This window comes from Pseudarthrobacter sp. MOO13 (genome assembly GCF_058267655.1).
The window spans coordinates 1,320,618-1,333,740 of the sequence record NZ_CM177848.1; the positions used below are offsets into that span (position 1 = coordinate 1,320,618).

Below are 13,123 nucleotides of genomic sequence, written 5' to 3' on the forward strand. Positions count from 1 at the left end.
AACCAAACGACAGAGGCCCCGGACCGATCCTTGGGATCGATCCGGGGCCTCTGGTTGTAAGGTCCGTTTTAACGGTGCCGGCTGCCCGCCTTCTAGGACGCCCGGCGGGCGCGGGCGGCACGCCGCTTCAGGGCGCGGCGCTCATCTTCGCTCATGCCGCCCCAGACACCGGCATCCTGGCCGGATTCCAGAGCCCACTGGAGGCACGTGTCCACTACGGGGCACCGGCGGCAGACGCTCTTGGCTTCCTCGATCTGCAGGAGGGCCGGGCCTGTGTTTCCGACGGGGAAGAACAGTTCCGGGTCCTTGTCGAGGCACGCTGCGCGGTTACGCCAATCCATGCTGATCAGTTGCTCCATTTCTGGGAAGTGCCCTTTGTGAAATTATTCACTAGTGGCTACAAAGGAAAGGGGCCCTCTGGGCCCCCTTGGTCATCTGCATCAAGCCTGTCATGTTAACGCTGTGTAAACAAGGGGTAATAACGCCTGATATCAGTGGAAACCTGAGCGATGCATCACAGTGGCGGCTCCTGCCCTCACCAGTGTCCGACTATGTCCGGTAGGGTGCCAGTGTGTCAAGACCCCCGGTAAACCCAGCAGGTGTCCCAGCGATTCCGGACGAGCCCGGCAACGGACCCGGCCGCCCGGCCGACCAGCGTTCCACTCCCGCACCCGTTGCTGCCACCGTGGTGGCGTTGATTGCCGGTGCCGAAGCCCTTGCCCTGCTGGTTGCTGCAGGCTGGTACGGGTACGAGCTGTTCACCGGCAGCCCCGTGCTCTCTTTCTGGGGAGCTGTCTTCACTCTGGGCCTCCTGCTGGCCTTTTCGGCCTGGCTCTTTGCGGTATCCGTCTTCCTCTATCGCGGGTACCGGTGGACCCGGGCAGCGGCGCTGGTGGCCCAACTGTTCGTCCTGACGATTGGTGTCCCAACCTTGACCAGCGGCCTGGTCCTTGCGGGCGCGGCAATGGTGGTACCAGCGGCGGCCGCCATAGTTCTGCTGTTCTCCAACAGGGTGATCGGCCACGCGTCCCGAACGGGCAGTCCTCCCCCTGCTCTCTGACGCCCCTGCACCAGGCGCCACTGGTTCGTTCCTTGTAAACGTCCGGACTGGGTAACGAACGCCCGGATCTGGGGCAACGGCAGGGAACACCCGGCAGTTCAGGGTGCGGCCCCTGCCCACCCCACCTGCAGGGCACACGATCGTCCCTCAGAAATCAGGATGCCACGCCCGCGCGGCAGATTCGCCTCCACCTCAAACCGGACCCCGAACAGGTCACCCTCGGCCATCGTCCGCGGGCACATCAGAAGACCGAGGCCGGCCGCCCGGGCGTTCATGATCAAAGGAACGCGTTGTGGCAGCAACGGGCTGTACCTTGCGGTGACCACCATCGAATAGCCCAAACCGCTCAGGTGGCCCAGGTCCTTCACTGCCGCGGGGTCCAGAAGGTCTACATCGTCGACGAGCAGCAGCGTGTCGGGCGAAAGCTCTCCGGCCTGGGCCTGCTCCAGCACGCCCCGCCAAAGGTTTCCGGCTTTCATGTGCGGCACGGGGCTTGACAAAACTCCCTTGCCGGAATTGAGCGTTTCTATAGCGTGCAGCACGTTGCTCTTGCCACTTTCGGGACCGCCGAGGACTGCCATCACGGCGCCGGCTGGAATCCGGACGGCGATCGCATCGAGCTCGTCGCCTGCCACGCCCAGCAGGACGGCCCGGGCTTGCCCGGTTCCTGCCGAGGCGTCTGCAGTGCCAGTTTGCCCGTTCTCGGCACCAGTCCGGAACGCTGTGCTGCGCCCGGCACGTGCCGTGACCTCGACGGCGGTGATCATAGCCGGGAGGGGTTCGACCCTGAACGGCGGCGATGCCGCAGGCAGGCCGTCCCTGCAGGGAGATGGTTGCCCGTGGCCAGCGAGGGATTCTCGGTAAAACTGGCAGACCGTCGGGCCGCCGGCGGCTGCAGGCCCAAATGCGACAGCCCTTCCCGCCACCGGGGGAACGGAGGGCATCCGGGGCCATGCGGCACGGCTCTCTTCGGTGGAGCCGGACGGAAAATAGAAGCGGTTGGGGATGGATGCGTAGAACCTCGCTGCGACCAGTTCGCGTTCACCGGAAAGCAACAGAGTTATTCCAGCCTTGCTCCCGTCGCGGGCGAGGTCCTGGACCAGGTCTTCGGCCCAGGCCAATGGGCCGGACCGGAACGCTGAAACCCAGGAGCCCCAGCCAGACACAATGAGAACCAGGGGTACCTCCCCAACGGCCGGCCGGCTAAGTCGCCTCCCTAGTTCGCGGGTAAGACGTTCCAGGATTCGGACTCCCCGGCGCAACTCGTGGATACCGGCGTGGGCCCCGGTCCGGCCGGCGTGCGCAAAGGGCAAAAAGCTTCCCGTACTGTCCAGGACATAGAAGTGGGCTTCGGACGGGCTGGCCATCAATCTTCCGGCCGTCAGTTCAAGGGCTTCCGGCGCGCCGGAGGTGGAACTGCCAAGGAAGGCGGCATGCCCATCGATGGCAGGGCTCCAGGCCAGAGTCACCACCTTCTGCTTCTGGGGCAGATCCATCAGTCCCAGGCGCACACAGCCTTCGTCGTCGCCAGGTCCAGCGGGCATGGACCGTGCTGCCTGGTATCCGTCGGATGAAAAATCCTGCCCCGGTTCTTCCAGGTCTGCCGGCAAGGGAGGAGCCACCGGTCTCCGGGGGACTTGTTTGCCATGCGCCGTGCACAGGGATTCCACGAGTGCCACCAGGGGAGCCGCCGCCGTGGCAGGGGTTGGCGCAGGGGACGGCGGGGACGGGGCCGCCGCTTCCCGGGGAGCAAGGTACGTGGTTGTCGGCTGGATGACGACCGGACCGTGCAGCTGATCCTCGGAAATGGGTGGCAGGGACGCGGCCTGGAACGCTTCAGCAGGTTCCGCGCCGCGGGCGAGGAACGCACGGCCCGGAGTATCCACTCCGATGGCCGCCGCGGCCTTCGAATTGATGATGTCCACTGACTCCATGTCCGACTGCACGCGGAGGGCAATGCTGGAGGTGACGTTCGCCCGGATGTCGGCCGTCAATGCACCCTGTGGCCGTTGCGTGGCCATCACAAGATGGATACCCAGCGACCGCCCTATGGAAGCGATCCGCAGCAGCTCACGCAGCACTTCCGGAGCATCGTCAACAAGCATCCTGAACTCGTCGATGATGACAACAAGGTGGGGGAGGTTGAAATCCTTGGCCGCGTGCGAGGACCTGTACGCTGCGAGGTCCGGTACGGCGGCTGCCGAGAGGTGCTCCTCACGGAGTCTGACTTCTGCCCGCAGCGACATCAGGGTGCGTTCCATTTCGGCGCCGGTCAGGTCGGTTTGAAGTCCGACACAGTGGACCAAGCCGTGGAGTGGACCCAAGCCGGAGCCACCTTTGAAATCGACGAAGAAGAAGTTGACGCGCTCAGGCGGGTAGCTCAGGGCGAGCGCCAGGGTAAGGGTCCGGAGCAATTCCGATTTTCCTGAGCCCGTGGTGCCTGCTATGAGCACATGGGGACCGTCGGCCTGCAGGTCCAGGGTCCTCGGGCCGGCCGCACCCAGGCCCAGTGGCACCGCGAGCCCCGGGCTTTCCGCTGCGGCTTCCCAGCGTCTCGCGGTCTCAGCCGCCGTCATGGGCAGGATCTCGCTGAGGGCGACGGTGGCCGGAACGGAGCGCACGTGCCCGTCCTCCCGTTTGGGCGCCTTCGCCAGGCGTCGGCAGAGCGTGGTGAACACTGCCTCAGGTAGAAGGTCCGGGACAAAGACCGGCTTGTCGTGGTCAAGGAGCATGACCGACCTGCCCTCGGACAAAAACACGTCAGCTAAAGGGGATTCGGTGTGCTCCGGACGAAAATGAAGAACCTGCCAACCCCGTTCCACAGCGGCTTCACGGACTTTGACGTCGCCCTCGTCCGCCGGGTCCGTACTGCGGATCAACAGGACACTTCGCTCTGAACCTGATGGGCCACCTCCTTCGATGACCCGGAGGGCGGCATCAGTTGTTCCGGTGAGGATTGCCCTGGGAAGATACCGGGCGGCCAACGGCAGATCCTTCGGCCGGCCGTGGACGACCACCCCCGTCGTGTCAGCCAAGGGGTAGCCCGCAAGTTGCATGACGAGGGACCTGATGGCGCCGTCTATGACCGCCGAAGAGCCCGCAATAATGGTGAGCGGCCGGCGCGGGTCAAGGACGATGGGGACCCGCCCAACCGGGTGGATGGACTGGACGGCGCGTGCCGGCTCAATTCGGACATTGGCGTACTGGTCCATTTCGCCCAACCTCAGCCACACGCCGTCGGACGCCAAATGGGGCACCGGCGTCTGGGTGCTCCGGTGCGCTGCCAGGGCAACGAGGGCAAGGGACGGGGCGCACCGGCGCCGGCGTTCCCTGTCTTCCCGCACTGCCGCTTGAACAGCAGCCGCCAATTCCTGCCTCTGCCGCCGGCCGCTGATGACGGGCACGAGAACAGAAAACGCGGACGCCGCCGAGAAGGCAAGGAACATCCACATCCCGGTAACCACCGCAAGCCCCACGCCAATCGCCAGCGGGAGAACTGCGGCCAGCAGCAGCAGTGCGCGGTTGCCGGCCTCAGCCCCGCCGGAGACAAGGATGGGTTCGGCCACGGATTTTCCGGCATCGGCCAGGACCCTCTCCGACTGGTCAGAAAACATCAGCGACATGGTGGACTGCCCGCACCTGATACCGGAATCCGTGGAGATGGCAGTATTCCGGATCCTCTCACCGTCGACGTAGGTGCCATTTGCACTGTCCAGGTCGATCAGGATGATATCCGTGTCCGTGACGACAAGGCGTGCGTGCTCGCGCGACAACTCCGGATCCGGTATGACAACGCGCGTACCGCTGCGACCTATGGTGTAGCTGCCTCGCCGGATCGGGATGACTGTTCCCGCAGCAGCGCCGCTGTGAATGGCGAGTGCCAGCGGGGCCGCGGTATCAGCGGCCCGGAGACGACGCGGCCGTTGCCCTGACTGCGAGGTGCCGCCGTCGACAAGAATTGCCGCGCTTACCAGCGGCGGAATTCCGGAGACCAACGAACGGAGATCACGTCCGTCCACAGTGACCGGCCCGGTGCCGAATTTTGTCGACAACTGTTCGTTGATGTCCGCTCCCGGCGTGCCGGGCGGGGCCTCGATGGAAAGTTCGAGAGGAGCCCGGAGATGTGGGGAGCCCGGACCACCAACCAAGGTGCAATGCAGGGTCATGGGTGCCAATCCTTCGTGCGTATTGCGTCACGCTATCCATGAAGGGAAAGCCTGGGGAGCCGTTTCGGGCTCTATGTGGAAAACCCTGCCAGGGAGTCCTGCTTGCACGGAAGGAGCTCGGCTAGGATCGCTACACCCGGTCCCCTCAAAAGCGGGCCATGAGCAGCAAGGGAGAATCCTTTGGGCACCATCGCGGACAGTGCTGACGTTGATGCAGGCGCGAGTATCGGAGCGGGCACCAAAGTGTGGCATCTGGCGCAGGTCCGGGAGGCGGCGCGCTTAGGGGAGAACTGTGTCGTGGGCCGCGGCGCCTACATCGGCCCCGGCGTGGTTTTGGGGGATAACTGCAAGGTGCAGAATTACGCCTTGGTATACGAACCGGCGGTTCTTGGGGCGGGGGTCTTTATTGGTCCAGCAGTCGTCCTGACCAATGATGTCTTTCCCCGCGCTGTTACTCCGGACGGGACCATCAAGACAGAGGAGGACTGGGAAAAAGTGGGCGTGACCATCCTCGAGGGAGCTGCTATTGGTGCCCGCGCAGTCTGCATAGCGCCCGTAACCATTGGGGCGTGGGCGATGGTGGCGGCCGGCGCTGTGGTCACAAAGGACGTGCCCGACTTCGCTCTCGTGGCGGGAGTCCCCGCCCGGCGCATCGGCTGGGTGGGCAAGGCCGGCCAACCATTGGTCAGCGAAGGTAGCCAATGGCTCTGCCCCGAAACACGGGATGCGTATATCGAGCGGAGCGGGGTCCTGCGGCCGGCCTGAGGTCGGATGTGCGACGGACCACAAGGGCCCGGCGGATTCGACGGACGTTATGGTCCCTCGGGTAGGCTAGAACAGCAGACGATGCACTCCATTGTGCTGCCCGTATTCAAACCAGGAGATTTTGTGACCGCTGACCTCGTCATTGTAGGGTCCGGCTTTTTTGGCCTGACAATCGCAGAACAGGCCGCTAGCGAGCTCGGCCTGAAGGTCGTCGTCCTCGACCGCCGCCACCATATCGGCGGCAACGCCTACAGCGAAAAGGAAGAGCAGACCGGTATCGAAATCCACCGGTATGGCGCCCACCTTTTCCACACGTCCAACGAGCGTGTGTGGGAATACGTCAACAGGTTCACCACCTTCACGAATTACGTGCACAAGGTCTATGGCGTCCACAAGGGAGAGGTGTACTCCCTCCCCATCAACCTGGCGACCATCAACCAGTTCTTCCGCGCCAACCTGACTCCCGGCCAAGCGCGGGATCTCATCCAGGAACAGGCCGGCGAGCTGGCGCGCACCGATCCCCAGAACCTCAACGACAAAGGCATCCAGCTGATCGGCCGCCCGTTGTACGAGGCATTTATCAAGCACTACACCGGCAAACAGTGGCAGACGGATCCGAAGGACCTGCCAGCGGGCATCATTTCCCGGCTGCCCGTGCGCTACAACTACGACAACCGGTACTTCAACGACAAGTACGAGGGCCTGCCCACCAACGGCTACACCGCGTGGATCGAGAAGATGGCCGAGCACCCGAACATCGAGGTGCGCTTGAATACCGACTTCTTCGACGAATCGCACGAATACAGCAAGAACAAGGTTGTCGGCAAGATCCCCGTGGTCTACACGGGTCCGGTGGACCGCTACTTCGACTACGCCGAGGGTGACCTGTCCTGGCGCACCATCGACTTCGAAGAAGAAGTACTTGATGTCGGCGACTTCCAGGGCACTTCCGTCGTCAATTACAACGACGACGACGTCTCCTACACCCGCGTCATCGAACCCCGCCATTTCCACCCCGAACGCGACTACCAGACCGAAAAAACGGTCATCATGCGGGAGTTCTCGCGATTTGCCGAAAAAGGCGACGAACCGTACTACCCCGTCAACACCTCCGCCGACAGGGAGCGACTGCTCAAGTACCGCGACCTCGCAGCCGCCGAAACCGACGTCTTGTTTGGCGGCCGGCTGGGCACCTACAAATACCTGGACATGCACATGGCTATTGGATCCGCGCTAAGCATGTTCGATAACAAGATCCGGCCGCACTTCCAAAGCGGCGTGAAGCTGGAAAGTGGAGGCGTAGACGCATGAGCGTGTCAACTGCGAACCAGAAAAAAGCCGCCGTTGGGGCAGCTGACGAGTCGTCGGCGAACTGGAATACCCTTCAGCGGGTCATCCTGCCCAGCGCAAGCCAGATGGACACGGCCCCCCTGTATATGGACATGGGCACGGCAACCGGCATCCAACTCCCCACAATCGGCGACGGGGACGGAAAAGACACCAAGCCCCGGACCATCAGCAGCCCCTCGAAGGAGGCGCACGTCGAGGACTTCCTCTCGCGGCACTCCACTTCCGTGAGGTCGGGGGAGCGGGTCTCCTTCGGCACCTACTTCAACGCATTCCCCGCCAGCTACTGGCGTCGGTGGACAACCGTGGACAAAATCCGGTTGCAGGTCCGCACCCAAGGCGCCGGTTCAGTCATCGTCTACAAGTCGAACGCCCGCGGATCACTGCAGCGGGTGGATACCCGCCGTGTCGAGGGAATCTCGGAAAGCCATTTTGAACTGTCGCTTGCTCCGTTTGGGGACGGTGGATGGTACTGGTTCGACCTGTTGGCCGGAACCGAGCCTCTGATCATGCTCGACGCCGAATGGCAAGGGCCCGCAGTCGAGAGTACGCCGGGGTCGGTTACTCTCCAGATCACCACACTCAACAAGACGGACTTCTGCCTGAACAACCTCCGTCTCCTGGCCGACAGCGTTGAAGCCTTGGCGCATGTGCAAGAAATCCTGATCGTTGACCAGGGCACACAGAAACTCTCCGACGCACCCGGATTCGATGAGGTCAAAGAGGCCCTTAACGGCAAACTCAGGATCATCAACCAGTCCAACCTGGGCGGCTCCGGGGGATTCGCACGCGGAATGTTCGAGGCCGTCGAAAACGGCAGCGACTACGTCCTGCTGATGGACGACGACATCGTCGTTGAGCCGGAAAGCATCATCCGCCTGCTCACCTTCGCGGACCGGTGCAAGACGCCGACCTTGGTTGGCGGACACATGTTCGACCTGTACAACCGGACAGTCCTGCATACATTTGGCGAAGTCGTCAACCCTTACCGGTTCCAGCCCGCACTCCCCAGCGAGGACATGATCCTTGGGCACGACTTCCTGTCGTCCAACCTGCGTCAGACGTCGTGGCTGCACCGGCGCTGCGACGTCGACTACAACGGCTGGTGGATGTGCCTGATCCCCACCAAGGTCATCCGGGACATCGGGCTTTCGCTTCCCCTGTTCATCAAGTGGGACGACGCTGAATACGGTCTGCGCGCAAAGGAACACGGCTACCCCACGGTCTCGCTGCCGGGGTCCGCGGTTTGGCACGTCTCCTGGATTGATAAGGATGACCTGGTCGGTTGGCAGGCCTACTTCCACTCCCGGAACCGCGTCGTGGCCGCACTGCTTCACAGCCCATATGAGTTTGGCGGCGAAATTGTGAGGTCGTCTCAGTCCGGCGACGTCAAGCACATGGTGTCCATGCAGTATGCCACCGCACAAGGACGGCAATGGGCATTGGAAGATGTGCTGAAGGGCCCAGAGGCACTGCCCGGCCTGCTGGCTACCAAGCTACCGGAAATTCGGGAAATGATGTCGGGGCACTCCGACGCTGTGTTCCGGCCCGATCCGGAAGACTTTCCTGCCCCAAAGATGGACAAGCCTCCTCGACGCGGCCACGGCCCGTCCCAGCCTTCGAGGATCACCCTCCTGCCCTGGGCAGCCAAGACCATCGCCCGGCAGTTGGTCAAGCCGGTCACGGGCACCAGTGCCGAACGGCCGCAGACGACAGTGGCGCATCAGGACAACCGCTGGTGGCGGATGGCGCAGTACGACAGTGCGGTGGTCTCGAATGCCGAAGGAACAGGTGCCTCGTGGTACCGGCGTGATCCCAAGCGGCTGAGGAAAATGCTGGCCGAAAGCGGGCGCCTCCACGCGGCTCTGTTAAAGGAATGGCCTGCACTCAGCAAGAAATACAAATCAGCCATGAACGATCTGACATCGATCGAGTCGTGGAGGAAGACGTTCGAGCAGCATACGCAGAATGAGATCAAGTGAGCGTAATTTCCACCAGTGACCTGACCACGCCAGGGCTGGGCGGGGGACTGCGGGACATCAAGCAGTCGAGTTTCCTGCTCAAGCTGCTGGTGCGGAAAGAACTCAAAGTCCGCTATCGGGGCTCCGTTCTTGGACTTCTCTGGTCCTATGTCAAACCGGGCGTTCAATTCATCGTCTTTTATGTGGCGTTGGGAATCTTCCTCGGATTGGAGCGAAGTCCCAGGAATCCAGACGGATTGGCAAATTATGCCGTCTACTTGTTTTCCGGCATTGTCCTGATTAATTTCTTTTCCGAGGCATTGGGCAATGCGGCACGGTCCATCGTCATGAACGGAAACCTGATCAAGAAGATCTACCTTCCACGCGAATTGTTCCCCGTGGCCTCCGTCTGGGTGTCTGCGGTTCACTTCTTCCCCCAGCTCGTGGTTCTCGTCGTCGGCTGCATCTTCGCGGGATGGCATCCGAACCTGGTGCAACTGTTGGCTGCCGTTGCCGGCTTTATTATCGTGGGACTACTTGCGACCGGCTTGGGCTTGCTCTTCGGTGCAGCCAACGTATACTTCCGCGATTCGGAAAACCTCGTGGACATGCTGTTGATGGTTGCCACCTGGGCTTCCCCCGTCATGTACGCGTGGTCCATGGTTGAGCAGAAGCTTGGAAGCACCGCGTTTGCCATCTACCAGGCAAACCCGATCACCATCGGGGTGGAGCTGTTCCACTACGCGTTTTGGTATCCGACGACGGACGGTTCAGCAGCCATGCCACCGAACCTCTTTGGTCTGTGGCTGCCCGTCGGGCTCGTGGTTGCGGTGGTCATTGTTGTTTTGGGTCAGTACACCTTTCGGCGCCTCGAGGGCCGTTTCGCACAGGAGCTCTAAGTGGTCACGGCGATAGAAGTTTCGAATATCAGCAAGCAGTTCGTGTTGCGCCACACCAGGTCCCTGAAAGAGGCTGTGGTGTGGTTGGCCAAGGGCCGAAAGGGTGATCTGTCCGAAAAGTTCCATGCTTTGAAGAACGTTTCCGTTGAGGTCCAAGCGGGCGAAACGGTAGCGCTGCTGGGACTGAACGGCTCGGGTAAATCAACGCTGCTGAAACACATTTCGGGAGTGATGCTGCCCGACACCGGCACGGTCAAGACGAGGGGGCGGGTAGCCGGGCTGATTGAGGTTGGCGCCGGTTTCCACCCTGACCTGTCGGGGAGGGATAACGTTTACCTCAACGGGGCGATCCTCGGTATGACTGAACAGCAGGTCAATGACCGGTTCGACGAGATCGTGGAGTTCTCGGAGATCGGCCAGTTCATCGACACCGAAGTTAAGTTCTACTCCTCCGGGATGTATTTGCGGCTCGCGTTTTCCGTAGCGGTCCACACCGACCCCGAAGTGTTCCTCATTGACGAGATCCTTGCCGTAGGCGACGAGCCCTTCCAGCGAAAATGCATCGACAAGATTCAAGAACTGGCTCGTGACGGGAAGACCCTGGTAGTCGTGAGCCACGACCTCGACCTTGTGTCCAGGATTTGCGAACGGGGCATACTGCTGGAGCACGGCAACGTGAAGTTCGACGGCTCCATCCACGACGCGGTTGCGCTCCTGCGGTCCTGATCCTTCGCACCCGACAGGCCCTGCAATGACTACGCGCGTGAGATCGCGGCGCTGATGCCCCGAACAGTAGAGATGCTGGTTGGCCGCCATGTCCGGACAACTCCAGTCGGTCGAAAACTCAGATCGGTCCGTTCTGACATTCAGGGCCTCCGTGCGGTCGCTGTGGGCCTGGTCATCGTTTACCACGTCTGGCCGACTATTCTCCCCGGGGGCTTTGTCGGCGTTGACGTCTTCTTTGTGATCTCCGGATTCCTGATCGTAGGCTCACTCGTTCGGGAGATTTCTAAATCCAACAGCCTTGACCTGTTGTCCTTTTACGAACGAAGGATTGTGCGGCTGCTTCCGGCAGCGACCCTCGTGCTTCTGGTCATCGTCCTGGGGACGGTGATGCTCCTTCCGCAAAGCCGATGGCAGTCGGTCAGCCTGGACGTGATTGCCTCAGGGCTCCAGGTCCAGAACTGGAACCAGGCGTTTAGTGCCAACAGCTACGCGCACGCCACAGCCTCGGTTTCGCCGGTCCAGCACTACTGGTCCCTGGCCGTTGAGGAGCAGTTCTACATCTTCGTGCCCATTTTCCTGCTCGGCGGCGTCTTCCTCGCCCGGAAGTTCAAGTGGGCTGCTGCATCCGTTTGCGTCGCTGTCATCGGCGGCCTCACCGTCTGCTCGTTCGTCCACAGCATCTTCCTGTCCAGTTCCGATCACGACGTTGCCTACTTCGCCACGAGCACCCGTATCTGGGAGCTGGGGGCAGGAGGCTTGGTCGCCGTGCTCCTCAAGGGCGGCCTGCCGGGACGCACACCCAAGCTGGTGGCAGGGTGGGCCGGCCTGGCAGGTATTCTTTTCGCGGCCCTGACGTTCTCCACGTCCTTGGCCTTTCCGGGGTATGTGGCCTTGATCCCGGTCGCAGCTACGATATTGATTCTATGTGCGGGAGGCCAGGATCCGGCCCCGGGTTTCCTCTCCGTGCCCGCACTACTAAGTTGGCGGCCCGTAACCTTTATTGGCGACATCTCGTATTCGCTGTACCTGTGGCACTGGCCGATTGTCGTCTTTTACGTGTACTTCCTCGGCCGCGGACCCGGGATCCTGCATGGTGCCGCGATCCTGGTACTCAGCATGCTCTGCGCAACGCTTTCCTACTATTTTGTCGAGCAGCGTTTCAGGCATGTCCGTCACAGTCCCAAGACGAACCAGGCCAGGACCATGAGGGTCCGTTTTCGTTCCGCTGCCACCTTCCTCGTGGCAGCCGGTGTAGTGGTCGCAACCTCGGGGTCCGCATTGGTTCCGTGGGGCATCGTGGAAGCCAAAGCCCAAGAGCTCCAAAGCTTGCTCAACACCCGTGAATACCCGGGTGCCATGGCCTTTGACCCCGGCCATGAGAAGCCGGTCCCCTCCGGACTCCCGATTCGGCCGGAAGCCTCCCTGGCATTGAAAGACGTTCCAACGACGGCGGGAGATGGCTGCGGGGTATACGATCCGGCGGCTATGGGGCCCGAAAAGTGCGTCTACGGGTCCGCGGACCCATCCAAGCACATGGTGATCGTGGGTGACTCCCACGCTGCCCAGTTCGTGGACCCTATGGTGCTCGCCGGGAAACCGGCTGGCTGGCAGATCCATGCAATGGTCCGTAACGGGTGTCCGTTTAGTGCCGTGCCACCCGCCGATGATTCAACGGTCTACTCAAACTGTTCGGCGCAGAATCAAGTGTCCCTGCAAAGGATCCTGGACCTCCGGCCGGACCTGGTGGTGATTGCCGGGATGGTGCCCCGTGGTTACGAGGAGGCCCTCCACTGGAGGTGGGACACGCCGGATGCCTTGGTGAAGGGCTACGTCGACCTCATTAGGCCGCTCAGGAACGAGGGCCTGAGGGTGGCTGTCATCCTCGACAATCCGTACCCGACCTTCTCAGTCCCCGACTGCGTGCAGCGCAGAAGCCCGGCGTCTCCGGAGTGCCAGGTGGCCAGGACCGCAGTGGACGATCCGCTGCAACGTGCAGCTGACCAGGTGCCCGGCGTTGAGGTGATAGACATATCCGACTACCTTTGCCGCCAGGAAACCTGCCCGGCCGTCATTGGAAACGTGCTCGTGTACCGCGACAACCACCTGACAAACACGTTTGCCAAGTCCTTGGCTCCGGTCCTTTCGCGGAAGCTGAGGCTGTAGGCAGGGACCAGCGTTCCCGGTCCGCGACTCTGTGGG

The 13,123-nt window shown here is 62.1% G+C and carries 9 protein-coding genes; 7 read left to right on the plus strand and 2 right to left on the minus strand.

Translation table 11 applies throughout. The annotated features are described in order from the left end of the window. Positions 1-92: 92 nt before the first annotated feature. Positions 93-341 (minus strand): WhiB family transcriptional regulator, encoded by a 249-nt coding sequence (locus AC4EEO_RS06200; RefSeq protein ID WP_003804966.1) that lies wholly within the window; start codon positions 339-341, stop codon positions 93-95. A 230-nt stretch (positions 342-571) separates the two neighbouring features. Here AC4EEO_RS06200 and AC4EEO_RS06205 point away from each other — a divergent pair, with 230 nt between their 5' ends. Then, the gene (locus AC4EEO_RS06205; protein WP_109045121.1) at positions 572-1,060 is read left to right on the plus strand and encodes a hypothetical protein; all 489 of its coding nucleotides are present in this window, start codon (positions 572-574) and stop codon (positions 1,058-1,060) included. A 98-nt stretch (positions 1,061-1,158) separates the two neighbouring features. On the opposite strand, the gene AC4EEO_RS06210 is transcribed toward AC4EEO_RS06205, so the two are convergent. Further along, a complete protein-coding gene (locus tag AC4EEO_RS06210) occupies positions 1,159-5,226 on the minus strand; it encodes a type VII secretion EssC family protein (RefSeq protein WP_491340108.1) in 4,068 nt (1,355 codons plus the stop codon). A 180-nt stretch (positions 5,227-5,406) separates the two neighbouring features. On the opposite strand from AC4EEO_RS06210, the gene AC4EEO_RS06215 reads away from it, so the two are divergent. From AC4EEO_RS06215 to AC4EEO_RS06240, 6 genes are all read left to right on the plus strand, one after another. Next, complete coding sequence (locus AC4EEO_RS06215; protein WP_491340109.1) at positions 5,407-5,991, plus strand: acyltransferase; 585 nt, start codon at positions 5,407-5,409, stop codon at positions 5,989-5,991. Between the two features lie 123 nt (positions 5,992-6,114). Further along, on the plus strand, positions 6,115-7,302 hold the full coding sequence (gene glf, locus AC4EEO_RS06220) for a UDP-galactopyranose mutase (protein ID WP_491340110.1): 1,188 nt from the start codon (positions 6,115-6,117) through the stop codon (positions 7,300-7,302). Beyond that, complete coding sequence (locus AC4EEO_RS06225) at positions 7,299-9,320, plus strand: glycosyltransferase (protein ID WP_491330186.1); 2,022 nt, start codon at positions 7,299-7,301, stop codon at positions 9,318-9,320. Before glf ends, AC4EEO_RS06225 begins: the two co-directional genes overlap by 4 nt. Beyond that, on the plus strand, positions 9,317-10,198 hold the full coding sequence (locus AC4EEO_RS06230) for an ABC transporter permease (protein WP_491330185.1): 882 nt from the start codon (positions 9,317-9,319) through the stop codon (positions 10,196-10,198). The genes AC4EEO_RS06225 and AC4EEO_RS06230 overlap by 4 nt, the downstream gene beginning before the upstream one ends. Beyond that, on the plus strand, positions 10,199-10,924 hold the full coding sequence (locus tag AC4EEO_RS06235; RefSeq protein ID WP_018760208.1) for an ABC transporter ATP-binding protein: 726 nt from the start codon (positions 10,199-10,201) through the stop codon (positions 10,922-10,924). A gap of 72 nt (positions 10,925-10,996) precedes the next feature. Next, complete coding sequence (locus AC4EEO_RS06240; RefSeq protein WP_491340402.1) at positions 10,997-13,087, plus strand: acyltransferase family protein; 2,091 nt, start codon at positions 10,997-10,999, stop codon at positions 13,085-13,087. Positions 13,088-13,123: the final 36 nt, after the last annotated feature.

Bases quoted from the DNA above. Each gene is read 5' to 3' on its own strand.
- AC4EEO_RS06200 (WP_003804966.1), bottom strand. From the start codon at position 341: ATGGATTGGCGTAACCGCGCAGCGTGCCTCGACAAGGACCCGGAACTG.
- AC4EEO_RS06210 (WP_491340108.1), bottom strand. From the start codon at position 5,226: ATGACCCTGCATTGCACCTTGGTTGGTGGTCCGGGCTCCCCACATCTC.
- AC4EEO_RS06225 (WP_491330186.1), top strand. From the start codon at position 7,299: ATGAGCGTGTCAACTGCGAACCAGAAAAAAGCCGCCGTTGGGGCAGCT.
- AC4EEO_RS06240 (WP_491340402.1), top strand. From the start codon at position 10,997: ATGCTGGTTGGCCGCCATGTCCGGACAACTCCAGTCGGTCGAAAACTC.